Origin of the sequence: Kitasatospora sp. NPDC050543 (assembly GCF_044457565.1) — a bacterium.
Lineage (GTDB): Bacteria > Actinomycetota > Actinomycetes > Streptomycetales > Streptomycetaceae > Kitasatospora.
The window spans coordinates 1-21,361 of record NZ_JBITGZ010000051.1; the positions used below are offsets into that span (position 1 = coordinate 1).

A 21,361-nucleotide genomic window follows, 5' to 3' on the forward strand; every position below is an offset into this window, starting at 1 on the left:
CCTCACGGAACTCCGCGTCGAACTTCCGCCTCTTGTCTGCCATGACTCCCAACTTCCCCTGCAGTCACGGTCTCTACGCTACGAGGGGAAGGTCACCTGTCTCGATCAGTCACACCATGAAGAGGCCCGTCCTCAGCGAGCTTCATGCTGAGGCCGGGCCCGGGCCCCTGGATGCAGGGGTTGGCGCAGGGACCAGTTCGTCGCACTCTGCGTCGGGAAAGCGGTGGCCTGGACAGACACCGCCACGCCCTTCAGCATGCTCCGGAGGGGCTGTGCGACGACCCGAACGACTCGGCGGAACCCTCGAGGTGCGGCTGGGCGTGACCACGCACGTGATCGTGGCGAGTACCGTCGATCGCAGTGTCGGCGCCGGTCTCCTGTTCCGTGCCGGTTGCTGTCAGACGAGGCTCACGTCGCACACGGACAGGAAGAACTCACCGGTCTTGCCGCCGTTGTCGCCTTCCGGGGTGTCGGGGCCGCCGTAGCCGCCCCAGACCTGCATGATCGCGGCCCTCCCTTCCCGGTGCGGGAGAGTGGCGAACTCCCACTGGGTGGAGTCCTCCTGCCGGGCGGCTCCCTGGTTCTCGACCAGGAAGGGGGTGGGGTCGAGGTCTTCCCAGGCCAGGCCACCGACCGGGTCCCACCCGTCTCAGGTGATGTACCAGCGGTGGGGCCAGGTCTCGTTGGTGTGGTAGGCCGTGTAGTCGTAGGTGACGGTCTGATCGGCGAGCATTCGTGCGGCGCCCGGGAGGACCTCCTGCCAGGTGGTGCTGGTGTTCAGCTCCCGCGCGGGCTCGCAGAGCAGGGAGGGGTCCTTGTCACGGATGGCGGCGGCCCGGCTGCGCGGGTGGTCAACGGTGCCGTGCCGGGGCGAGTGGCCGTTGGCAGTCGGAGCAGTGTGGCGAGTCGCGGGAGCAGGCCAGGGTGCTGCCTCAGCCGAGCGGGCCGTGAAGCTCGGCGCTACGAGCCCGGCCTGGCGGGTCATCGGGTGCCCGCAGCGGGCGGATTGCCTTCGTGATGGGGTACTTCCCAAGCCACCGGCCGGGAGGTACCCCCATCGACGTCCGGCGCCCGGCCGGGGGCGCCGGCGGCCGTCCCGGGATGGCCGCCGGCGCCGGGCTTCCGGCAGGTCCGGGTCAGGTCAGCAGCTGCCTTCCCGGCCGTGGCGGGTGGACCAGACGGCGGACCACGGACCGTCGCCGTGGGGGCGGTAGACGACCAGGTTCCCGTCGTTCTGCAGGCGCACCCAGTTGGCGCTGGGGTTGCAGCCGAAGGCGGTCCCGGAGGCCCACCGGGCGTTCTTGAAGGTGTCGTAGACGACGAAGTTGCCGTCGTACTGCATGATGACCTTGCCGGGCGAGGTGTTGGTGGTCCCCGAGGCCCAGACCGCGAACCCGCCCTCGTCGTACTGCACGAGGTTGCCGTCCTTCTGGTAGACGAGCCGCTGGTCACCGTTGCCGGAGACCAGCGTGTCGCCGGGGAGCAGACAGCTGCCCCAGTCCATGTGGTCCCAGCCGCGCGGGTTACGCGAGCAGTTCCACTCGCCGTTGACGTCGGCCGACGCGCTGGTGGCGGTGCTGAGGCCGATGACACCGGCCAGGGCGGTCACGGCGCTTGCGAGTGCGACGAGCCGCTTCGACGTCCTGCGGATGGTCATGGCGTTCCTCCTCGCCCCGGAGCGGTCCTGACCGCGCCCGGGCATGGTGTCGTGACGGCGCGCGGTACCGGTCCCCCGTCCCGCCGATGGGATGGAGCCCCCGTTCGGCGGCTCCGTACCTGACAACGCTCCGCACACCTCCGGCGGTTCAGACTCCCGGAGGAACGTCACCCGTCGAAGAGTGAGGTCGAAGGCGCTGGCGGGGCCTGGCCGGTGCTGCCCGAGGGGGGCGACCCTGCTGGCCCCGGGCGACAGGTGGTTCCCGGCCTCTCGGACGCGGCGGCGCATGGTGATGAGCGCGTACGCCCGTCTCGAAGCGGCCGGAGGCGCCGAGCCCGGTGGATCCGCGCGGCCCACCAGGCGCGGGTGTGGAGCGCGCTCGGGCACCCGTCATGGGCGACGTACGCGCTCGCCGAGTTCGGGATCGGCCGCTCGACGGCGCATTGGCTGCTCGACCTGGCGGCCGTCGCCGAGGCCGTCGAGAGCACCGTCGCCCGGGAGCTCGGGGCGCCCCACGCCGCCCTGGCCCTGCCCGTGCGCGCGGTCGTCGTCATCAAGGGCCCCGGCCGCCAGGCCGGGGAACCGATGAGCCCGGAAGCTCTCCGCGAACACCTGCGGGCGGCTGGCATCTCCCCTCAATCCGGCCGCGTCGCCCGTCGCGGACCTCGTCCGGGCATACCTCCCGGCAGCCAGCGGGCAGACCGGACACCCATAGCCTCGGCGTAGTCGGATGGCATCCGATTTGTGCCAACCGAGGCCGACTTCGACAAGATCAAGGCGGTTTGCGCGAACGCCATGCCGCGGGAGGGGGCGGCGGCGGCCCGCCACGGTGCGAAACCGCCGCCCACCTTCCGTCTCAGCTCTTGCTTCACCTATCGACATTCGATAGATTCTCATCGCAACTCGATGGAAGGATGGGCGATGGGAAAGCTGACAGTGGGTGCGCTGCGGGCCGTGCTCGTGGTGGTGCTCGCCGGCACCGTGTTCGTACAGGCATTGATGGTGTGGGCGTTGGCCGCCGACCCGGAGGACGGGTCGCTCCCGCTGACCCCACTGCGCGTGATCACGATCCTGGGCATGGTGTCGGCCCAGGTCGCCCTGGTCTGCGTATGGCGGCTGGTGACGATGGTGCGACGCGGCACCGTGTTCTCCCACGCCGCCTTCCGGTACGTGGACGTCGTGATCGGCGCGATCGTGGCGGCTGCCCTCGTGTGGTTCGCGGTCACGATCGTCAATGCGCCGGGCCAGCGGGACGACCCGGGCGTCACCGTCATCATGGGCGGGGTTGGCGTGGCCATCCTGGGGGTCGCGCTCCTCGTGCTCGTGCTGCGCATGCTGCTCGCCCAGGCCGTCGCGCGCGACGTCGAAGCGGCACAGATGCAGGCCGAGTTGGACGAGGTGATCTGATGCCGATCGCCGTCGACATCGACGTGATGCTGGCCAGGCGGAAGATGTCCGTGGGCGAGCTCGCGGACCGCGTGGGGATCACGCCCGCCAACCTGGCGGTACTCAAGAACGGCCGCGCCAAGGCGGTGCGCTTCGCGACGCTCGCCGCGCTCTGCGAGGTGCTCAAGTGCCAGCCGGGCGACCTGCTGCGCTGGGAGGCCGAGGACGCCGCGGGCGGATGACGCCCCGGGGCGGGCGTGAAAACGCCTGGCACCACCGGCCCGTGATTACGCGGCGCGTGGACCGCACGGACGTGGATCGCCGATCATCCGCGGCACCGTCCCGACCCCGTTGAGTGGATTCCGACTGTCCTGCACGGCACCGTCCTGGTCGACGATCGCGACCTGCGAACGTGACCTCCCCACAGCAGACTCCCGTCCTTCCAACGCGGAAGGGCGGGAGTTCGTCGCTCTGGTCGTCGTGCTTCGCCGGGCCCGCAGCCGCGATCCGGCGGCGGTTCGCGAACCAGGCGTCAACCGCCTCCGGACAGGCGCTCACACGCCCGCCCACGCCCTTGGCAAACATGTCCTGAACTGGTGCTTTCCCGGAATCCGCCTAAGCTGGGGAGCTCTGCTGGACACCCTCGGAGGGAACATCGTGAGCGGGGAAGCCAGCACGTACGAAGCCGTTGACATCCAGCTGGAGGGGTTGGACGCCGTTAGGAAGCGTTCCGGGCTGTACATCGGCTCGACCGGCGAACGCGGCCTGAACCACATGGTGTTCGAGGTCGCCCACCGGGCAGTCAACGAGGTCCCGAACGGCAACGCCAGCCGGATTGACCGCCTCCGCCGTCAGGTGGGCGCGCACCACCAAGCCCTCGCGGCCATCAACTCTTCTGAGACGCCCGTTGATGTTCGGGGCTGTGCCGGCTTTCGGCGAGGCCCGGGCAAGGGCCCGACGCCGCTTGCTGGGAGGATCTCCTGCATGACCTCCCCGCTCCGCGTCCTCCGCGTCCTCGGCGACCGCCCGTTCGCCGAGGTCGGTCAGCCTGTCCTGGCCGTGTCCGACGAGGGACGCGGGCTGCTCGCCGTCGCGGGCGAGCGCGGGCTCGCCGGCAGGGCGACGGTGGGGGTGTACGGCACGGGGGACCTCGGCTGCCGTGCCGTGCTCCGGACGCGTTTCCCGGTGCACGCGCTGGCGTTCCACCCCACGGCGCCCCTGCTAGCCGTGGGCACCGGGGAGTACGACGGCGGCTACTTCTTCGAGGGCGAGCTGCTCCTGCTCGACTGGGAATCGGGCGCCACCACCTCCCTCATCGAGCACGACTTCGGCCGCCAGGTCCTCGGACTGACCTGGCTCGACGAGCAGGCGCTGCGCGTGCTGATGGCACCGCCCGACGAGTGGAAGGAGGAACGGACGGCACACGTCGAGGGCCACGTCGCCGTCGTGCGGCGGCCCGACTGGCTCGCCGCCGCGCCCCGTTCGCTCACCGCCGCCGACCTGGCCGGCCCCCGGGTACCCGCCCCGCGCCCCGACGGACGGGACGAGGCCGAGCGGGCGCTCTCCGCGCTGAGCCCGGACTGGGACGCCCGACGGCACGTCCTCGCCGTCGAGGAGCTGCCGGACGGCACGGTCCTGGCCACCCTCAACCGGGAGGAGGACGACCCGGAGCAGCCCGTCCGCACCGCCCTCGCCGACGGTCTGCTGATCCAGCACCGGACCACGGCATACGTCGACCGGCACGAGCGCCTGCGGATCCGGCACGGCAGCCGGGACTACGTCAACCAGGCCTCACGGGCCCGCCGGTGGCCGAAGCGGCACTGGCTCTCCGTGCGCTCCCCCAAGGGCCCAGGTGTCCAGCCCCTGTTCCCGTTCTCCTGGGAGCCCGGGGAGACGCACTTCCCCGGCCCCGGCGCGGAGACGGCCGAGGGTGACCTGGTGCACGCCGGCACCGTCTACAGCGGCCACGGGCTGCAGCCCGGCGGCTCCTTCGTCGTCCGCCGCGCGGCCACCGACGGCGCGCCCCGCTGGGTCTTCCGCAGCGACCACGTCGCCACCGACCTCGACACCGAACCGGACACCGCCTACCTCGCCTACCGCAACGGCGAGCTCCTGGCCCTCGACCTCCACGACGGCACCCTCCGCTGGCGCCACCGGCTGACCGTCGCCGATGTCCCCACCGTCCCGACGGCGCTCACCGCCACCGAGCCCGGACGCCTGCTGGTCGGCACGGCCGACGGCCGGGTCCTGGACTGCGCGACCGCGTAACCCCTCCGCCCCCGCCGTGGCACGCCGTCAGCCGTACACCGCGGGGCGGGCCGGTCGGGCCGACGCGCGCCGGCCAGCGCCGTCGGCGGCCGTCCGTGGGGACGGTGAAGAAGGCCAGCCCGGCGGCGAGCACCGCGAGGCCGCGCCAGGAGACGGTGGGCAGCCGCTCCCCCAGGGCCGCAACACCGGGAACGGCGGCGACGGCGGGTTCGGCGAGGGTCGGCGAGGGTCGGCGTGGTGGCCGGTTGAGCGGAGGCATGCCGCATGCTGTGGACGGCGGCGACGGTGCAACCCCCGCCGAGCCGCAGTCGCGCGCAGTCCGGCCATCAGAACGACGCTTCCTCGCGGAAGCCCCCGCCGGGCTGGAGCCGTTGGGCAGGTGTGGCCAGGGGTCGTCCACAGGTTGCCCGGGCGCTGGGGGCTCCAGCCCCGCCGCCTTTCGACGGGAAGGCCGGAGCCCCCCATCCGCCTGCCGGTTGCGACTTCGCGAGCGGCGGTGCCTCTGGTTCAACACCATCGATGTCGTCGTTCCACAGCTACGCAAGTGCTCCCGGCAGCTGGTGGAGTCATCATCGTCATGGTTGTTGGACTCCGCGCAGCGTCTGCGATCCTGGCTGGCCAAGTGGCACATCGTCCGTGGGACAAGAGTCGACTCTGGGCCAGGTACTGGTGCCTTCACCGGTAAGCAGTCTGCGGACTGTCTACGGACTCACTGGGACCGGGTCGGATGGCGACTACACCCCTCCGGGTCGTCAGTCTCGGTGCGTGGCTGAACAACCGGAAGGCCCGCCGGGCGTAGCTGACACCAGGACAGCTCGCGCAGCGCGCCGAGCCCGGCGTGCATGCGAGGCCGCCGGCGGAGAACGAACGCCGGGCCGACGCGGGTGCGGCTGAGGTTGGCGGGGGCGGGGCCCGGCGATGGCCGGGATCCTGCCGGCGTCCCAACCGTGTGCCAACAGCGTGTCCGCGCTCGTCGCGCACTGGGTCAGGGTGTCGCCCGCCAGCATCGCCCAGGGATCCTGGACGCCCAGCTCGAGCCGGGCGAGCGCCAGGTGGCCCCGCCCAGCCCGAGTGCCGCGCCCGTCAGCCGTTGCCGCAGGGCAGGCAAGGTGCGCAGGGCTGGATCCGGACGTCGTCGACGACCGGCCCGTACGCGCTGTCGGGCGTTGTGCTGGCGAAAGCGACGACGGTGGCTGAACCGGTGGCCCGGAAGGTGAACTGTCGGTTGACGTATCCCATGTTCGTGAACGTCTTGCCGGTGGTGTTGAAGGAGAAGTCCTGGAAGTTCTGCCCGTCGATGAGGGCGCTGCCGGTCTTGAGGGCCGGGGCGCCTCCGGGGTTACCGGCCAGGGCGTAGGTGACGGTGTAGGTCGTGCCGGGGACGGTGGTGAAGGTCTGGGCCACCGCGCCGGAATTGCTGCCGTTGAGGTCGACGGACTGGTCTCCTTCCGCCGCTTGCCAGAAGCCGGCGCCGATCAGGTCGACGCTCCCCGCGGTCACCTGCCACGGTCCGATGGCCTGCCCTGCGGACAGGCTGGTGAAGCTGTTGGCCGTTGCCCTCGGGTACTCGAAACTGCCGTCGTCGAAGCGGCTGACGGTCTGCGCCGAGGCCGTGGCGCCGGCACTGGCGAGCAGGACAGAGGTGACGGCGATGACACAGGTGCGCATGGCAAGCATGGATTTCCCTCCCGAACGGCTGGCATCACACTGAAGTGGTGTGCTCACGAATAACCTAGGGGGATTCAAGGACCGGGAAAAGACCCCGAAAGAAAGACATCAAATCCCATCTAATGCTCTGGCCTCGGATTCCCTGGAATCCTCGGGACCGCGATACTGAGTCCGGCCCGCCGGCGGTGCGCACGAGGACGGTGTGCCCCGTTCACCCTCCTCCCGGCGCGACGAGCCCGGTCTCGTACGCCAGGACCACCGCCTGCGCACGGTCACGGAGGTGCAACTTGGCGAAGATCCGGGCCACATGGGTCTTCACCGTCGACTCGCTCAGCGTCAGCTCGGCCGCCAGCTCGGTGTTGGACAGCCCGCGCCCGAGCAGCGTGAGCACCTCCACCTCGCGCGGCGTCAGCGGGGCCAGGTCGCGGTGAAGCGCCGGGGCGTCGACTGCGGCGGACGGCCGCGGGGTGCCGGCCGCGAACCGTTCGACCAGGCGGCGCGTGATCGACGGCGCGAGCAGTGCGTCCCCGGTGTCCACCAGCCGTACGGCGGCAGCGAGATGGGCGGACGTGACGTCCTTGAGCAGGAAGCCGCTCGCACCGGCGGCGAGGGCCGCGTACACATAGTGGTCCAGATCGAAGGTGGTCAGCATGATCACCCGGCACTGCGGGACCCGTTCGAGGATCCGGCGGGCGGCCTCCAGGCCGTCCATGGTGGGCATCCGGATGTCCAGCAGTGCAACGTCGGGCCGGTGCGCGACCACCGCCGCGACCGCCTCGGCGCCGTCGGCGGCCTCGGCGACGACGTCGATGCCGCGCGCGGCGAGGATCATCCGGAAGCCGGTGCGCACCAGCTCCTGGTCGTCCGCGATCACCACCCTGGGGCGGCGCTCCACATCGCCGTGCTCCACGTCGTCTTCGGGAACCGACCCTGTCACGGCCGGTCCAGCGGGATGCGCGCGCGGACCCGGAAGCCGCCGCCGAGCCGGCGCCGGGCGTCGAGGTCGCCGCCGTACACCGCGACCCGCTCGCGCAGGCCGACCAGCCCGCGCCCGGCCCCGTCGGCCGGCTGCCGTTCGGCCGGCGTGTCGCCGGCGAGCACGCTCGGTCCGCTGTTCAGCACCTCAACCCGCAGGTAGTGGTCCGCGTACCGCACCGTCACCTCCGCCTTCACCCCGTCCCCGTGCTTGAGCGCGTTGGTCAGCGCCTCCTGGATGATCCGGTACGCCGTCACGTCGATGCCGCCGGGCAGCGGCCTCGGCTCGCCGGAGATCCGCACCTCCACCGGCAGGCCGGCGAAAGCGAACCGGTCGATCAGCGGGCTGAGCCGGGCCAGACTCGGCTGCGGCGCGAACTCGGCCTCGGCCGGGTCGTCGCGGCCGTCCTGTGCGGGGGCCAGCAGGCCCAGCAGGTGCCGCAGTTCGGTCATCGTGCTCCGGCCCGCGGCCTCGACGGCTGCCATCGCGGCGGCCGCCTCCTCCGGCATGGTGGTGAGCACCTCGCGCGCCGCCGAGGACTGCACCACCATCAGGCTCACGTTGTGGCTGACGATGTCGTGCAGCTCGGCCGCGATCCTGGCCCGCTCGGCGTCGACGGCCGTGCGGGCCGCGCTCTCCCGCTCCCGCTCCAGCAGCCAGCCGCGCTCGCCGATCGCCGCCCGGTGCGCCCGTCGCGCCCGGGCCCGTGCAACCCCCAGCCAGCCGGCCGCGGCCGCCGCCACCAGGGCGGCGACCCAGCCCGTCTCAGTTCCCCACACCCCGCCAGCTTGCCAGTTCAGGTCTTGATCCACATCATCCGGGGGTGCCGCCCGGGTACATCCCCGGTACTACGGCCCCGGAAGATTACATCCGGGGTGGGACGCCCGGCTGGGGCCGCTGCTCCTACCGTCGGTGCCATGAGCAATGATCACGACGGGACCACCCGGCAGGACGGCGCGCAGGTCGTCGTCGAGCTGTCCGGGGTCCACAAGGAATTCGGCGACGCCAAGGCCCTGGACGGCGTCGACCTGCGGATCCGGGCGGGCGAGGCGGTCGCCGTGATGGGCCCCTCGGGGTGCGGCAAGTCGACCCTGCTGAACATGGTCGCCGGGCTCGACCGGCCGACCACGGGCACCGTCCGGGTGCACGGGCACGACCTCGGGCAGCTGAACGAGACCGGGCTGGCGCTGTTCCGGCGCCGCCACATCGGCATGATCTTCCAGTTCTTCAACCTGATCGACGACCTCCCGGCCCTCGACAACGTCGCCCTGGCCGCCCAGCTGACCGGCACCACGGCCCGCCAGGCACGCCGTCGGGCACTTGAGCTGCTGGACGAACTCGGCGTCGCGCACCGCAAGGACGTCTACCCGGCCACGCTCAGCGGCGGCGAGCGCCAGCGGGTCGCGGTGGCCCGCGCCCTGATGAACCGCCCGGCCCTGCTGCTCGCGGACGAGCCCACCGGCGCGCTGGACAGCCGCTCGGGCGAGCAGGTGATGGACCTGCTGATCGACCTCAACCAGATCGGGCAGACCCTGCTGATCGTCACCCACGACCCCAACCTGGCCACCCGCTGCGCCAGCCGGCTGGTCGAGGTCGCGGACGGCAAGGTGGCGCGCGAGCGGATGCTGGAGCCGCAGTCGTGAATGGTGGTGCGGTGTGGCGGGCCTCGCGCGCAGCCGTGAAGCGCCGCCGGGTGCAGACCTTCGTGATCGGCCTGGTGGTGTTCTGCTCCACCACGACCGTGCTGCTCGCCCTGGCAGTGATCAGCGCCGCCCGGGCCCCCTTCGACGACGCCTTCGGAATCCAGCACGGCGCGCATGTCGTGGCCGCCTTCGACCCGGCAAAGGCCTCGCCGGAGCAGTTGGCCGCCACCGCCCACCGGCCGGGCGTCGAGGCGGCGGCCGGACCGTTCGACCAGGCCATAGTGGAGATCCCCACCCAGTTCGCCGGGCGCCCGCCGGGCCCGCTGACCCTGGTCGGCCGGGCCGACCCGGCCGGCCCGGTGGACCGGATGGAGCTGCTGGCCGGCCGCTGGGCGACCGCGCCCGGCGAGGTGGTCATCCAGCAGCCGTTCCGGGGCTGGAACGATGCGCTTCTCGACAAACCGGTCACCACCAGCACCGGGGTGAAGCTCACCGTCGTCGGCTTCGCGTCCAGCATGAGCCAGTCCGCCGGCGGCTGGGTCACCCCCGAGCAGGCGGCCGCCCTGCACCCCACCGGCCGTCAGATGCTCTACCGCTTCTCCGACGTCGGTACCGAGCCGAAGCTCACCGCCGCCCTCGGCACGGCCACCGAGGGCATGCCCACGGACGCGCTCGCCAGCGCGCAGTCGTACCTGGTGCTCAAGCACGCCTTCTCCGCCGGCGCCGACGCGTACCTGCCCTTGATGACGGTCTTCGGCGTACTCGGCCTGGTCGTCGCCGTGTTGATCGTCGGCAACGTGGTGAGCGGCGCGGTGGTCTCCGGCTACCGGCACATCGGCGTGCTGAAGTCGATCGGCTTCACCCCGCGCCAGGTGGTCGTGGTCTACCTGACCATGGTCTCTGTGCCCGCGATCGTCGGTACCGCCCTCGGTACGGCGGCCGGCTGGGCGGCGTCCCACCCGATCCTCCAGACCGCCTTCAGTGGGATCGTGACCGGCACCGCCGTGATCGAGCCGGCCGGCTGGCTGCCCGCCGCCACCCTGCTCGGCGTGCCGCTGCTGGTTGCCGTCGCCGCGCTCGTCCCGGCTTCGCGCGCCCACCGGCTCCCCGCCGCCCAGGCCATCTCGGCCGGCAGCGCGCCGCGCACCGGCCGCGGGCTGAAGGTCCAGCGCTGGCTGAGCGGCACCCGGCTGCCACGCGCCGTCAGCCTCGGCCTCGGCCAGCCTTTCGCCCACCCGGCCCGTACCGCGCTGACCATGTCGGCGATCGTGCTGGGCGTCGTCACCGTGACGGTGACGACCGGGGTGAGCAGCACCCTGGGCAAGGCCATGACCCATGCTGACGAACGCCACACCCACGTCGACGTGCAGACCGTCAACTTCACGGACAACGAGATCGAGCCCCGGCTGACCCCGGCCCAGACCGAGGCGATGCTGCGCACCGCCCCCGGCGCCGAGCGGGTCTCCAGCCGCGGGCTGGTCCGGGTCGGCCTGGTCGGCTACACCCAGTGGGCATTCGTCAACTTCTACGGCGGCGACGACATTGCCTCGACGGGCCGTCTCCAGGTGGTGAAGGGCCGCGCCGCGACCGGGCCCGGCGAGGTGGAGGCCGGGCCGGCCTTCCTCGACCAGCACGGGCTGGGGCTCGGTGACCGGCTCACCCTGCACTTGGAGGGCCGCCAGGTGACGGTCACGATCGTCGGCGAGGAGCTTCAGGGCAACCCCCGGGCGTTCACGTCCAACGACGCCACCAGGGCCCTGCTCACCCCGGACCCGCACGTGGCCGAGTACGACGTGAAGCTCGCCGTGGGCGCCGACGCGAAGGCGTACCTGAAGGCCGTGACGGACGCCGACCCGAGCCTCTCCCCCTCCGTGGTCACGACCCACACGGATGGGGCGATCGTCGCCATCAGGACCTTCACCACGATCTTCACCGTCCTGCTGTCAGTGGTCGCCGCGCTCGGCGTCTTCAACACCCTGCTGCTCAACATCCGCGAACGCCGCCGCGACCTCGGCATGTTGAAGTCGATCGGGATGACGCCGAGGCAGGTCGTCGCCATGACGGTGACCTCGGTGGCCTGGCAGGGCGCGGTCAGCGGGATCATCGGCATCCCGGTCGGGATCGCGGCGCACCGGCTGATCGTCGAGCACGTGAGAATCATGGACTTCCCGGAGGGGATGATCGACGTCTGGGGTGCCCCGCTGCTGACCGGCCTCGCGCTGGCCGGCGTGGCGATCGCCGTCCTCGGCGCACTCGTCCCGGCCCGCTCGGCGGCCCGGCTGCCGATCGCCGAGGTGCTGCGCAACGAGTGACGCGGGTACGGTCGGGCCGGGCGATTTCGCACGCCGCGCGGGGCCGGACACGACACGGTCCGGCCCTGGCGGCTCGCTCACCGGATGTCGCTGATCCGCTGCCGGTGCGCGATCTCCTTGCGGCGTGGGGGTGGTCAGCGGGCGCTGCCGAGGTTGCGGTCGGCGTCGGACCCCTTGAGCATCAGGGTGGTCTCCTCGATGCGCTGGAAGCGGCCGTCGGGGACGAGGTCGGCGAACACGTAGACCTCCATGCTCACGGTCGAGCCGTCCTTCTTCGTGATGTGGCAGGTGTGCCGGTCGGCGTACTTGCTGCCGTCGTAGAGCTCTTCGTGGACCTCGATCTCGCCACCGGCGACGAGCGTGCGCAGGTGGGCGATGTGGTCGAGGAACTCGGCGCGGTCGGCCCACTCGCCGTCGGTGCGCTGGCGGTAGTCGGGGGTGAAGTGGCGGTCGGCGGCCTCCTCCAGGGTGATGTCCTCGTTGAGGAGCAGGTCGGTGATGGCGGCCTTGATGCCGGTGCGGGTCATGAGAGGTCCTTCGGGCGGATTCGGATGAGAGGGGTTCGCGGCGGTGCCTGATGGGCCGGGACCTCAGGCGCTGGTGTTGGTGTTGGTGAGGGTGTTGTCGAGCCAGTCGTAGATGCGGGCGAGGGAGAGGCGCATGGCGCCGGGGTGGCAATGGGCGCCGGCGCCTTCCTCGGCGGTGAACACCATGAGGGTTCTCGGGCAGGTGAGGTGGTCGTAGAGCTGTTCGGGCTGGCCCTTGAAGAATTCGTCCTCGGCGGCGTCGCAGACGAGGGTGGGGCACTGGATCTGCTCGGCGATGCCGTTGTCGAGGGTGTAGTCGAGGTAGGAGGCACTGAATGCCCGGGGGGTGTCGACGCCCATGACGTACATGCCGTGGTTGATCGCCCAGCGTGCGGTGGCGTCCTGGGCGAGGAGCTGTTCGAATGCGGCGTCGAGTTCGGGGGCGGTGTCGGCACGCAGGAGTCGTTCGGCTTCCTTGCGGTCGCCGGGGATGTTGCGGACGGATATCTGGCCGAGGTCGTAGACGCCGTCGACCGCGATCAGCGCGGCCAGGCGGTGCTCGAAGGCGGCTGCCCGCGGCGCGAGGATGCCGCCCATGCTGGAACCGAGCAGCGCGATACGGCTGTTGTCGACTTCCGGGATGGTCTCGGCGAAGTCGATCACAGGGGTGATGACGTTCTCCCAGTCGGGGCGGAAGACCATGCCCTGGTGGTGGCGGGGTCCGGGCTGTCCGGGGCCGTCGAAGGTCAGGACGGTGTAGCCGCGCTCCACGGCGGCCAGTGCGCCGCTGAAGTGGAGTTCCTCGGCGGTGCCGTCGAAACCGGAGTGCATGATCAGGGTCGGCCGCGGTACGCCGGTGGTGTCGGCGCGGTAGAGGTAGCCCGGCAGCGTAGTGCCCTCGTAGGGAATACGGACCGGCTCGATGCGTGGCGTGTAGAGGGCGGCGGCGGTTCGGAAGCAGGCGACGCTGCGGTCGTAGGCGTGGTCGTGGCGGGGGTCGCAGGGGTGGCCGTGCAGGAAGAATTCCGCCGAGCGGTAGTAGTTCGACGCCCGCAGGAACCCGTCCCGGGCACTGACCCTGTGGCCGGCCTCCAGCGCCTGCTGGGCCTCGCCGGACACGCGGTCCGCGGTGGCGATCCACTCGGCGTGCCAGCTGTCGTAGTCGCCCTCGACGATGCACTCGCTGGTGGCGACGACCTCGCCGAAGTCGGCGCCGCCGTAGGCGATGTGGCTCATCGAGCGCAGGGTCTCGTACCAGAACTGGGGGTTGTTCGGGAACAGCAGCCGCTTCATCGCACACTCTCCTCAGGCGTTAAGCACGGATCTGTGCTTGCGACAGAACTGTAGACCCATCGAGCGCCGCGAAGCAAACATCTGTGCTTAGGATGTGGGGGTGACTCCGAAACAACCGACCGCACGCATCCGCAAGAGCCCCGAGCAGGTCCGCTCGGCCGTCCATCAGGCGGTCATCGACCTGCTGTCCGCCCCCGGGGGCGCGGAGCTCACCATCCCCGCGATCGCACAGCACGCCGGGGTGAACCACACCAGCATCTACCGGCGTTGGGGCAGCCGTGAGGCGCTCCTGGCCGACGTGGTCACCACCCGCCTCGAACGGGACTGGCCACTTAGCGACACCGGCACCCTGCGCGGGGACCTCATCGCCTGGGCGCAAGCGGGGGTGGCGAGCATCCGCACGCCCGAAGGCCGCCTGCTCGTACGAGCCGTCGCCCTGTCCATGCCGAGCAGCGCCGACGCGCAGGCGGAACGCGCACAGCACTTCCAGCGCAGGCTCCACTCAATCGAGCGCATCCGCGAGCGGGCAGCTGCCCGCGGCGAGAACCCCCCGCCCCTGGAGCAGATCCTCGATCAGCTCATCGCGCCGCTCTACCTACGGGCGATCTTCGGTATCGATCCGCCGGCCTCCGGCTACCCGGAACTACTCGTGGAAAGGCTGCTCGGCAACACGGGTGCGCCGGGCATGGCTTAAGCGTGGCGCAGCTGAACTTCCGACGCCCGGGCGCCCCACGGCCCAAAGGTGTTGCGGAAGGCCGCAGGCAGGGCGTGTCCCGGCCCGGGTGGGGTGTTGACGGCTGATCGCGTGTGAGTGGCGACGTCACCGGACTGCGTGCTGATCGGTTCGGCCGGCTGCCGAAGGCGGTCGGGCAACGGGGCGCCGAGGGCTGCGGATAGGGCGGCCAGGGCAAGGACGGGCGCGGAGCCGTACAGCGAGACGCGGGATGTGGAGAGCACCTGGGCGGTGGTGGCGTAGCTGTTCCAGTTCCGCATCGCCACCGCCGAGCAGCTGCGCCGGCTGCACGCACCGGACAGCAGCATCGAGGTGAACGAAGGCCCGGGCACCGACCTCTGGTGGCCGATCGCCGACCTGGACGACGGCCCCGGGCCCCATGGGACTGACCAAAACCAGGACCAGGCCCTGACCAGCACCGGGCCGGGCCGGGCCGTAGGAGCGCCCTGCGTCATCACAGGGTTGATCACTTCGTTCTGCCCGCGCAGAACGGAGTGCAAGGGTGGGGCCGGGCGTCAATACGCCCCGCCCCGCCCGGTCACGCGACCAGGCGCAGCCAGGCCGCCGCGAGTGCGGCGTGACCGGCCGCCGTCGGGTGTACGCCGTCCGCGGCCCAGTGCTCCGGTCCGGTCGTCGCGGCGAGTTCGGCGAACATGCCGTCGGCGGCGAGCAGGTGAGCGCCGTACCTGCGGGCGAGCCTGCGTACGGCCTGGATCTTCGGGTCCAGGTCGGTGCGCCACTCGTCGCGTTCCGCCTCTCCGATGAGCGAGGCGCCGGCCTCGATGACGCCGTGGATCGGCAGGAGGAACGGCTCGATGAGGATCAGCTCCGTGCCCGCCTCCGCGAGGGGCGCGAGAAGACGGTCGTAGCCCGCCTCGAACCGCTCCGCGGGTATCACGTACCCCTTCGGGTCGAGTGTGTGCCAGCCCATATCGTTGACCCCGACGAGGATCGACACCACGTCCGGGCGCGCGTCGAGCACGTCCGTCTGCCAACGGGCTTCCAGATCCATCACCTTGTCGCCCCCGTTCGCGGTGTTCAGCCAGGTCACCGGCCGGTCCGGGTGCCGGTGTCCCCACTCGCCCGCGACGCGCAGCGGGTAGCCGTACCCGAGGCCGTCCTCGCTCTCCCGCCGTCGGCAGTCGGTGATCGAGTCGCCGGTGAACATCATGGTGCTTCCCGGTCGGATGATGATCGTCATGTGCGCTCCTTGGACTCCGGCGAGGAGTGGTGGGTCGGGACCTCTCGAAGGTGCCATGCCCTGCCGTCACCGGACCGACAGCCGTCGGCATTCCGCCGTCACCCGGCTGACAGTCCCCCGACATGCCGCTCGCACGACGGCTCCGCCTTGCGAGCACCCCTCGCCGGAGCGCCGATCAGCCAGGGTAAGGCTTTGCGGCACGGGCGGGCCCCCGGCGCGGCGGCAGGGGGCCGGCGGGGCAGCCGGGTTCCTGCCCACCCCCAGACAGCTCCTCCTCCGGGCGTGAACCCGCCCAGCTGGTCCTGGGGCACTTCCGGAGAGGGCAGAGCCTCTCGCGGAGCCGGCGGGGCGCTGGCGGCGGATCAGGCAGAGGCGGCCGTGGTGGACGAGGACCGCGCAGACTCGGACGCGAGCCGGTCCGGTGCTCACCCCGTCGGCGGTCACGGACGACCCCAGGTCCTGCACGCGGGTTCGTGCCAGGTGGTGCGGACGACCATCCCGCCCGGCGAGATGTGCTCGCTGGACCAGGTCCGACAGCACCCGCTACCCGGCCGGGCCGGGGCCGACGGCCTCGCAGCGCGGACCGGAGCAGCGGGCGCGGGCATGGTGGGCGTGGCCGGGCGGCGACGACGGCGGCGCCCAGACGTCATGCCGAAGGCTCTGCCCGCCCGACCGCCGGGCCGAACCCCGCCACCCCCGAACAGGCCAGCCCCGGCCCGTTCCAACCGGCCGCTGACCTGCACCGACACCCAAAGCTCGCCGGTTCGGGCCAGGGACGGGCCGGGCCGCCGTGGCCAACTCGTTCTCGTCCGGCGCGGCCAGCACGGCGCTGGAGAGCGTGGTGGCGGCTGAGGCATTCTGCGCGGTCGTACGCAGCCGCGAGGTACCTGGAGGGCGGCGGCGTGGTCATGTGGACCCGGCAGGACGAACTCCGTCTCCGGCAGCCACCCGAGGCGCTCCCTCCCGCAGGCGGCGCCTCGGTGCGCGGTTCCCGCCCACCCGCGCGGCCCGCATCAGCCGGACGCCCAAGCGGACGACAGAGTCGTGCCGGGCAGGCGTCAGCTACCGGCCTTGCTGGTGGCGTGCAGGGAGTCCAGGAGAGCGACGCGCTGTCCGGTCAGCTTCCCGCAGCGCGGGACCCGGCCCGCCCTCGCGGCCACGCCCCGGGCGGGAGCGCCGGGTCCTCGCACTGCGGCTCTGCTACTTCAGAGCCGCGAGACCCTTCTGCAGGTCTGCGGGGTTCATCACCGGCTGGATTTCGATCTTCGCGCCGAGTTCCTGGAAGAGCGGCTCCGCGATGGTGGGCAGCTGTGAGCTGTCCTGCAGGTCGAAGACGAAGGTGCAGGACCTCCCACCCTCGCTGGGGCCGAAGTAGGCCGCCTCGGGCTTGAGCCGCTCGATCATCGATTCCATGATCTTCGGCAGTGTGCCGTCCTTGATCGCCTCATTCGAGACCTGGGTGTCAAGGTGGGCTCTCAGCATGACTCTCATTTGCACTCACTCCTTCTGCGCAGCACAGTCGACGCGGTGCCGACCGTGGTCTCTGGCACCCGGTGACGCCCGCTCAGCGTCTCCTCCCCGTGACCCGGCCAGCAACATCTCGTCGCCCGTCCGTGCTTCGTACGCACGCCGCAAGCCATGGCCACACCGGTCGACCGGGTTCTGCTGAGCTCTCCGACGCGGGGGCGGATGCCGGGCCAGTACGCGACGTGCACCGCCCGGGCCCGGGGGCCCACGGCGCCTGGGTCACGCCACCGGGTGCAGGCCCAGCCGTCCGGAAGGGGGCGTACACACTCCAGAGGCCGAAGCGCGTTCTCCGGCTGCTCTGGCACCTCGGCCTCGCGGCGGCGGGCCATCAGCTCGCGCCAGCGCTGCGCTCGGGAGCTTTGGCGGCGCGTCATTCATGTCGAAGGCGATCGCACTCGAACGGGATCACCGTGACTTCGCGCGGGCATGCGCCCAGCGCGGTCCAGCGCGGCCATCTTCGACCTCAGCCACGCCAGGGCTGCGATGGCTGCGGCCCTACGTTCCAGCGTGCCCCGTATGCTCACGGAACCCAGCGCCCACGCCCGCTCGATCAACGCCGGCAGAGGAAGCGGAGCGTCTTCAGCGGGAGCGGGATCGCTCCACGCCTGCTTGGCGCACCAGCGCCTGCACGTCCTCCTCCGGTCTGTCCCATCGACGGAACAGGCCCCCCGTCCTGGTGATCGGTCGCATCCAGCTCACTTGCGACCTGCCCGGGCAGAAGCCCCGGGAGAGCGGGATACCCCGGCGTCCAGGTCCTTGGCCAGGGCGTCGCGCAGCGCGTACAACACCGGCACGTCCGCGCGGACTGCCAGGAGAGCCAGTTGCTCGCGGATCTGCTCGTCATCGCCCGCGCGTACCGCCTGGACGATCGCGCTGATGGCCCCATCGGCCCCGTGGGGCCCGGCCGGGTGGGAGTCGGGTCTGTCTGCCATACGGGTGCCAACGAGCGAACCCGCCAGTAGATTCGATGCTCGCACAAGATCATTAACGCCCGCCCCGTGGGACTCCCGGGGCGGGCGGGATGCTGCTGGTCCCTCACAACGAAGAAGGCATGGAGGCTGGCGTGCTGCCCTCGACTACCAGGCGAGCCTCAAGGCCGTCGCGGGGATCGAAGGAGCGGTCAAGGCGGGGGACGTGGCACTGGCACTCGGCAAGGGAGTGCAGCCGGCGCCGGTTGAACCAGTGCGCGGCCAGCTGCGGTGCCTGGCGGATCGAGGCCGGCTGCAACGGACCCCGGCGGGTCGCCACTCCCTTGCGCTGATGTCGTACGCCGCCGCGCCAAGCGGCCGAGTCCATCGGTAACTCATGGACACCCGGCGGGAGTTGTGGATTCCATGTAAAGAACACCGGCCCCGCCGAGGGCCCTGGAGGACTTGTCCACCAGGGCCGCCCGTCACTGTCGAGCGCCACCGCGGACCTCCACCGTGCACCGCTGGCTGCTGGAAGTGATCGGTCTCCTCACCGCCCGCGCACCGCGAACTCCTGGAGCAGCTCCAGCAGCGCACCCGAGAGGGTGACGTCGTGGTGCTGCTGGACGGCATGCCAGTGCGGACAGGCCGCCACACCGGGGACGAGAACCGGCCCAACTACAGCGGAAAGCATAAGGACCACGGCCCGCTGTTCCTCCCGCTGACCGATGATCAGGGCAATCTCGTCTGGATCTCGGCAGCGAAGCCGCAGCGCTCCAGCGAGATCACCAGATCGTACAGAGAATGGTGCTCCTCAAGTTCTTGAGCACATCGACTTTCTGACACCTTTCATGGGCATGATCCGGTGCCGATCCGGCCGCACGCCGCCGCTTACCGATCTTGCTCATCAATCGGTCGATTCACCAACATCACGGTGCGGTGCAGGCGGTGGCTGCCGTCCCGCGTAGCGAACTTCGGGTGGGGTGAGTCACCCGAACCGGGCCTCGATAAAGAGATGGTCGGAGAATCAGATATATGACGCAAATGTTAAAAGCCTTCGCCGGAAGGGTAATTCGCACTATGTGTAGATCGCCGGTCCGATCCCGGCCGGCCGTCTGCCCGCTGCCGGCCCATGCGGTGGAGCAGGCCATCTCCGCATGTGGGACAAGAGCGTCCCACCTACCTCAGGGAGCGTCATGTTCACCCTCGCACCGCTTTCGCTTCTGCCGGCTCAGGCACGCGGCTCCGGATTGAGAGCCGCGTTCGTGGCTGGGGCTGTCATCTCGGTGGGCGACACGCCCCAGGGAATCGCTGTCACGCCCGACGGTGCCCGTGCCTATGTGGCCGACCGTAGCTCGAACACAGTGAGTGTGATCGACACCGCCACCGACACCATCACCGACACCATCCCTACGAACGCCGGGCCGACGTTCGTGGCGTTCACCCCGGACGGAACGCGCGCTTACGTGACCTTCGCCGGTGCCGCTCTCGTCAGCGTCATCGACACCACGACCAACTCCGTCATCACAGACATCGTGGTCAGCGATCCCACGACCGTCGTGGCGATCACCCCTGACGGCACCCGCGCCTACGTGACCGCCGGCACCTCCACCGTGAATGTGATCGACACCGCCACCAACACCGTCACCGACACCATCACCGTGGGTGGCGCGCCAACCGGCGTGGTCATCACCCCGGACGGAACCCGCGCCTACGTGGCCAACCAGATCCCGGGCACAGTCAGTGTGATCGACACCGCCACGAACACCGTCACCGACACCATCAGCGTGGGCAGCTTCCCCATCCTGCTAGCCGTCACCCCGGACGGAACCCGCGTCTACGTCACGGTCGTCGGCAACTCCGCTCTCAGTGTGATCGACACGGCGACCAACACCGTCACGGCCTCGGTCGGTGTCAGCGCCCAGCCGCGTGTACCGGCGGTCAGCCCGGACGGCTCCCACGTGTACGTGCCGAACGCCGAACCGGACACAGTGAGCGTGATCGATACCGCCACCAACACTGTCGTGGAGAACATCGGCGTGGGAGACGGCCCCACCGACATCGCATTCCTTCCCGACGGAACCCGCGCGTATGTGACCAACACGCTCGCCGGAACCGTCGAGGTTCTGGCAACGACCGTGATCCCCGACCACGGATCCACCGGGGGCGGAACCCCCGTGACACTCACCGGCCACCACCTGGCCAACGCCACCGCCGTGCACTTCGGCGCCACCCAGGCCACCATCACCGCCAACACCGCGACCTCGATGACCGTCACCACCCCCGCCGGATCCGGCGCCGTTCCCGTGACGGTCACCACCGCCGGCGGCACCGGGACCCTGGGAACCTTCTACTACACGCCAACCCCCGCCCTCACGGGCATCAGCCCTGCCACGGGCCCTGTTGCGGGCAGTGACCAGGAGATCGTCATCACCGGCCGCAACCTCGCCGGGACCATCAATGTCTTCCTCGGCGCGACCCGAGCCGTCATCCAAACCGTCTCCGACACCCAGATCACCGTCCGGGCTGCCGGTGCCCCGGCGCCGGGCGGCGTCGCCGTCACCGTGATCACCCCCGGCGGGACCACCGACGGCCTTTCGTACACGTACCTCGACGCGTCCACCGTCACCAGCGTCAGCCCCAACACCGGGCCCACCACCGGTGGCACCGAAGTGACCATCACCGGCACCGGCCTGGCCGGCACCGACCAGGTCACCTTCGACGGAACCCCGGCGCCCTTCACGGTCATCTCCGACACCACCCTGACCGCCGCCACCCCGCCCAGCGGCACCGACGGCACCGTCGACGTCACCATCACAGGCCTCGGCGGCTCCCCTGCCGGCACCTTCACCTACGTCTCCGAACCCGACATCTGACCCCACCCGTCCGCACGGTCCCCGGCCGCCTCTCCACCGCCCGCAGTGCGGAGGCCGGGCACCGTGGCCGCCGTGAGGTCGAGGCGGGCGGCCACTCTTCCCCGCCCGCGCCCCGATCCGGTGCACCGTGGAGATCGGCAGCTCGACCAGCGTGTCGGTGATCTCCCACACCCGCTTGTGCAGTCACCCGCAGCGGTACCGGGTGCGACGTCGAGGAACAGGTCCGGCGGCAGCCGCCGAACTCCCGCACCGCCAGGAGCTTGTCGATCTCGGTGAGCATCGTCTCCGGGCTCACGTCGCCCGGCGCTTCCTTGATCTTCCCGAGCACCGGCGGTGCGTCCCCGCCCTGGGTGCCGCCATCGCCGGGTTCAGCATCGTCGTCCTGG

The 21,361-nt window shown here is 70.9% G+C and carries 19 protein-coding genes and 1 pseudogene; 8 read left to right on the plus strand and 12 right to left on the minus strand.

All coding sequences use genetic code 11. The features are described from left to right. Positions 1-397: 397 nt before the first annotated feature. The 3 genes and pseudogenes from ACIBH3_RS33600 to ACIBH3_RS33610 all read right to left on the minus strand — a co-directional run. A pseudogene (locus ACIBH3_RS33600) lies at positions 398-637 on the minus strand (lytic polysaccharide monooxygenase); the annotation flags it as partial. Positions 638-649: 12 nt separating this feature from the next. After that, positions 650-985 carry a hypothetical protein gene (locus tag ACIBH3_RS33605; RefSeq protein ID WP_396315904.1) on the minus strand — a complete coding sequence of 112 codons (336 nt, stop codon included), beginning with the start codon at positions 983-985 and terminating at the stop codon, positions 650-652. Between the two features lie 156 nt (positions 986-1,141). Further along, on the minus strand, positions 1,142-1,657 hold the full coding sequence (locus ACIBH3_RS33610; RefSeq protein WP_396315905.1) for a hypothetical protein: 516 nt from the start codon (positions 1,655-1,657) through the stop codon (positions 1,142-1,144). Between the two features lie 366 nt (positions 1,658-2,023). On the opposite strand from ACIBH3_RS33610, the gene ACIBH3_RS33615 reads away from it, so the two are divergent. The 4 genes from ACIBH3_RS33615 to ACIBH3_RS33630 all read left to right on the plus strand — a co-directional run bounded on the left by ACIBH3_RS33615 (position 2,024) and on the right by ACIBH3_RS33630 (position 5,311). Beyond that, positions 2,024-2,383 carry a hypothetical protein gene (locus ACIBH3_RS33615; protein WP_396315906.1) on the plus strand — a complete coding sequence of 120 codons (360 nt, stop codon included), beginning with the start codon at positions 2,024-2,026 and terminating at the stop codon, positions 2,381-2,383. A gap of 195 nt (positions 2,384-2,578) precedes the next feature. Continuing rightward, the gene (locus tag ACIBH3_RS33620; RefSeq protein WP_396315932.1) at positions 2,579-3,064 is read left to right on the plus strand and encodes a DUF2975 domain-containing protein; all 486 of its coding nucleotides are present in this window, start codon (positions 2,579-2,581) and stop codon (positions 3,062-3,064) included. Further along, entirely contained in the window at positions 3,064-3,285 is a 222-nt protein-coding gene (locus ACIBH3_RS33625) for a helix-turn-helix transcriptional regulator (protein WP_010981499.1), read from the plus strand. The genes ACIBH3_RS33620 and ACIBH3_RS33625 overlap by 1 nt, the downstream gene beginning before the upstream one ends. Positions 3,286-4,027: 742 nt before the next feature. Then, positions 4,028-5,311, plus strand: coding sequence for a hypothetical protein (locus ACIBH3_RS33630; protein WP_396315907.1), 1,284 nt, complete (start codon positions 4,028-4,030; stop codon positions 5,309-5,311). A gap of 1,083 nt (positions 5,312-6,394) precedes the next feature. Here the strand turns inward: ACIBH3_RS33630 and ACIBH3_RS33635 are convergent. The 3 genes from ACIBH3_RS33635 to ACIBH3_RS33645 all read right to left on the minus strand — a co-directional run bounded on the left by ACIBH3_RS33635 (position 6,395) and on the right by ACIBH3_RS33645 (position 8,734). Next, complete coding sequence (locus ACIBH3_RS33635) at positions 6,395-6,988, minus strand: choice-of-anchor C family protein (RefSeq protein ID WP_396315908.1); 594 nt, start codon at positions 6,986-6,988, stop codon at positions 6,395-6,397. A 202-nt stretch (positions 6,989-7,190) separates the two neighbouring features. After that, positions 7,191-7,916: a response regulator gene (locus tag ACIBH3_RS33640; RefSeq protein WP_396315909.1), complete on the minus strand. Its 726-nt coding sequence runs from the start codon at positions 7,914-7,916 to the stop codon at positions 7,191-7,193. Continuing rightward, a complete protein-coding gene (locus tag ACIBH3_RS33645; RefSeq protein WP_396315910.1) occupies positions 7,913-8,734 on the minus strand; it encodes a sensor histidine kinase in 822 nt (273 codons plus the stop codon). Before ACIBH3_RS33645 ends, ACIBH3_RS33640 begins: the two co-directional genes overlap by 4 nt. 138 nt (positions 8,735-8,872) lie before the next feature. Between ACIBH3_RS33645 and ACIBH3_RS33650 the strand changes: the two genes are divergently transcribed. Together ACIBH3_RS33650 and ACIBH3_RS33655 are read left to right on the plus strand one after the other, a co-directional pair. Next, entirely contained in the window at positions 8,873-9,598 is a 726-nt protein-coding gene (locus tag ACIBH3_RS33650; protein ID WP_396315911.1) for an ABC transporter ATP-binding protein, read from the plus strand. Further along, positions 9,595-11,910, plus strand: coding sequence for an ABC transporter permease (locus tag ACIBH3_RS33655; RefSeq protein WP_396315912.1), 2,316 nt, complete (start codon positions 9,595-9,597; stop codon positions 11,908-11,910). Before ACIBH3_RS33650 ends, ACIBH3_RS33655 begins: the two co-directional genes overlap by 4 nt. 134 nt (positions 11,911-12,044) lie before the next feature. On the opposite strand, the gene ACIBH3_RS33660 is transcribed toward ACIBH3_RS33655, so the two are convergent. Both ACIBH3_RS33660 and ACIBH3_RS33665 read right to left on the minus strand, forming a co-directional pair. After that, a complete protein-coding gene (locus tag ACIBH3_RS33660) occupies positions 12,045-12,437 on the minus strand; it encodes a nuclear transport factor 2 family protein (protein ID WP_396315913.1) in 393 nt (130 codons plus the stop codon). Positions 12,438-12,500: 63 nt separating this feature from the next. After that, entirely contained in the window at positions 12,501-13,730 is a 1,230-nt protein-coding gene (locus tag ACIBH3_RS33665) for an alpha/beta fold hydrolase (protein WP_396315914.1), read from the minus strand. 100 nt (positions 13,731-13,830) lie between these two features. On the opposite strand from ACIBH3_RS33665, the gene ACIBH3_RS33670 reads away from it, so the two are divergent. Further along, complete coding sequence (locus tag ACIBH3_RS33670) at positions 13,831-14,424, plus strand: TetR/AcrR family transcriptional regulator (RefSeq protein ID WP_396315915.1); 594 nt, start codon at positions 13,831-13,833, stop codon at positions 14,422-14,424. Here ACIBH3_RS33670 and ACIBH3_RS33675 read toward each other — a convergent pair. The 4 genes from ACIBH3_RS33675 to ACIBH3_RS33690 form a co-directional block, all read right to left on the minus strand. Beyond that, on the minus strand, positions 14,421-14,795 hold the full coding sequence (locus ACIBH3_RS33675; RefSeq protein ID WP_396315916.1) for a hypothetical protein: 375 nt from the start codon (positions 14,793-14,795) through the stop codon (positions 14,421-14,423). The two genes, ACIBH3_RS33670 and ACIBH3_RS33675, sit on opposite strands and share 4 nt — an antisense overlap. A 206-nt stretch (positions 14,796-15,001) precedes the next feature. Beyond that, entirely contained in the window at positions 15,002-15,664 is a 663-nt protein-coding gene (locus ACIBH3_RS33680) for a GDSL-type esterase/lipase family protein (protein WP_396315917.1), read from the minus strand. A gap of 1,200 nt (positions 15,665-16,864) precedes the next feature. After that, positions 16,865-17,155: a hypothetical protein gene (locus ACIBH3_RS33685; RefSeq protein WP_396315918.1), complete on the minus strand. Its 291-nt coding sequence runs from the start codon at positions 17,153-17,155 to the stop codon at positions 16,865-16,867. A gap of 731 nt (positions 17,156-17,886) precedes the next feature. Further along, positions 17,887-18,123 (minus strand): hypothetical protein, encoded by a 237-nt coding sequence (locus ACIBH3_RS33690; RefSeq protein ID WP_396315919.1) that lies wholly within the window; start codon positions 18,121-18,123, stop codon positions 17,887-17,889. 1,172 nt (positions 18,124-19,295) lie between these two features. On the opposite strand from ACIBH3_RS33690, the gene ACIBH3_RS33695 reads away from it, so the two are divergent. Next, positions 19,296-20,975 carry an IPT/TIG domain-containing protein gene (locus ACIBH3_RS33695; protein ID WP_396315920.1) on the plus strand — a complete coding sequence of 560 codons (1,680 nt, stop codon included), beginning with the start codon at positions 19,296-19,298 and terminating at the stop codon, positions 20,973-20,975. Positions 20,976-21,361: the final 386 nt, after the last annotated feature.

Excerpts from the sequence above, each read along its gene's own strand:
- ACIBH3_RS33605 (WP_396315904.1), bottom strand. The coding sequence starts at position 985 with ATGACCCGCCAGGCCGGGCTCGTAGCGCCGAGCTTCACGGCCCGCTCG.
- ACIBH3_RS33610 (WP_396315905.1), bottom strand. The coding sequence starts at position 1,657 with ATGACCATCCGCAGGACGTCGAAGCGGCTCGTCGCACTCGCAAGCGCC.
- ACIBH3_RS33620 (WP_396315932.1), top strand. The coding sequence starts at position 2,579 with ATGGGAAAGCTGACAGTGGGTGCGCTGCGGGCCGTGCTCGTGGTGGTG.
- ACIBH3_RS33625 (WP_010981499.1), top strand. The coding sequence starts at position 3,064 with ATGCCGATCGCCGTCGACATCGACGTGATGCTGGCCAGGCGGAAGATG.
- ACIBH3_RS33630 (WP_396315907.1), top strand. The coding sequence starts at position 4,028 with ATGACCTCCCCGCTCCGCGTCCTCCGCGTCCTCGGCGACCGCCCGTTC.
- ACIBH3_RS33635 (WP_396315908.1), bottom strand. The coding sequence starts at position 6,988 with ATGCTTGCCATGCGCACCTGTGTCATCGCCGTCACCTCTGTCCTGCTC.
- ACIBH3_RS33650 (WP_396315911.1), top strand. The coding sequence starts at position 8,873 with ATGAGCAATGATCACGACGGGACCACCCGGCAGGACGGCGCGCAGGTC.
- ACIBH3_RS33660 (WP_396315913.1), bottom strand. The coding sequence starts at position 12,437 with ATGACCCGCACCGGCATCAAGGCCGCCATCACCGACCTGCTCCTCAAC.
- ACIBH3_RS33665 (WP_396315914.1), bottom strand. The coding sequence starts at position 13,730 with ATGAAGCGGCTGCTGTTCCCGAACAACCCCCAGTTCTGGTACGAGACC.
- ACIBH3_RS33680 (WP_396315917.1), bottom strand. The coding sequence starts at position 15,664 with ATGACGATCATCATCCGACCGGGAAGCACCATGATGTTCACCGGCGAC.
- ACIBH3_RS33685 (WP_396315918.1), bottom strand. The coding sequence starts at position 17,155 with ATGAGAGTCATGCTGAGAGCCCACCTTGACACCCAGGTCTCGAATGAG.
- ACIBH3_RS33690 (WP_396315919.1), bottom strand. The coding sequence starts at position 18,123 with ATGGCAGACAGACCCGACTCCCACCCGGCCGGGCCCCACGGGGCCGAT.
- ACIBH3_RS33695 (WP_396315920.1), top strand. The coding sequence starts at position 19,296 with ATGTTCACCCTCGCACCGCTTTCGCTTCTGCCGGCTCAGGCACGCGGC.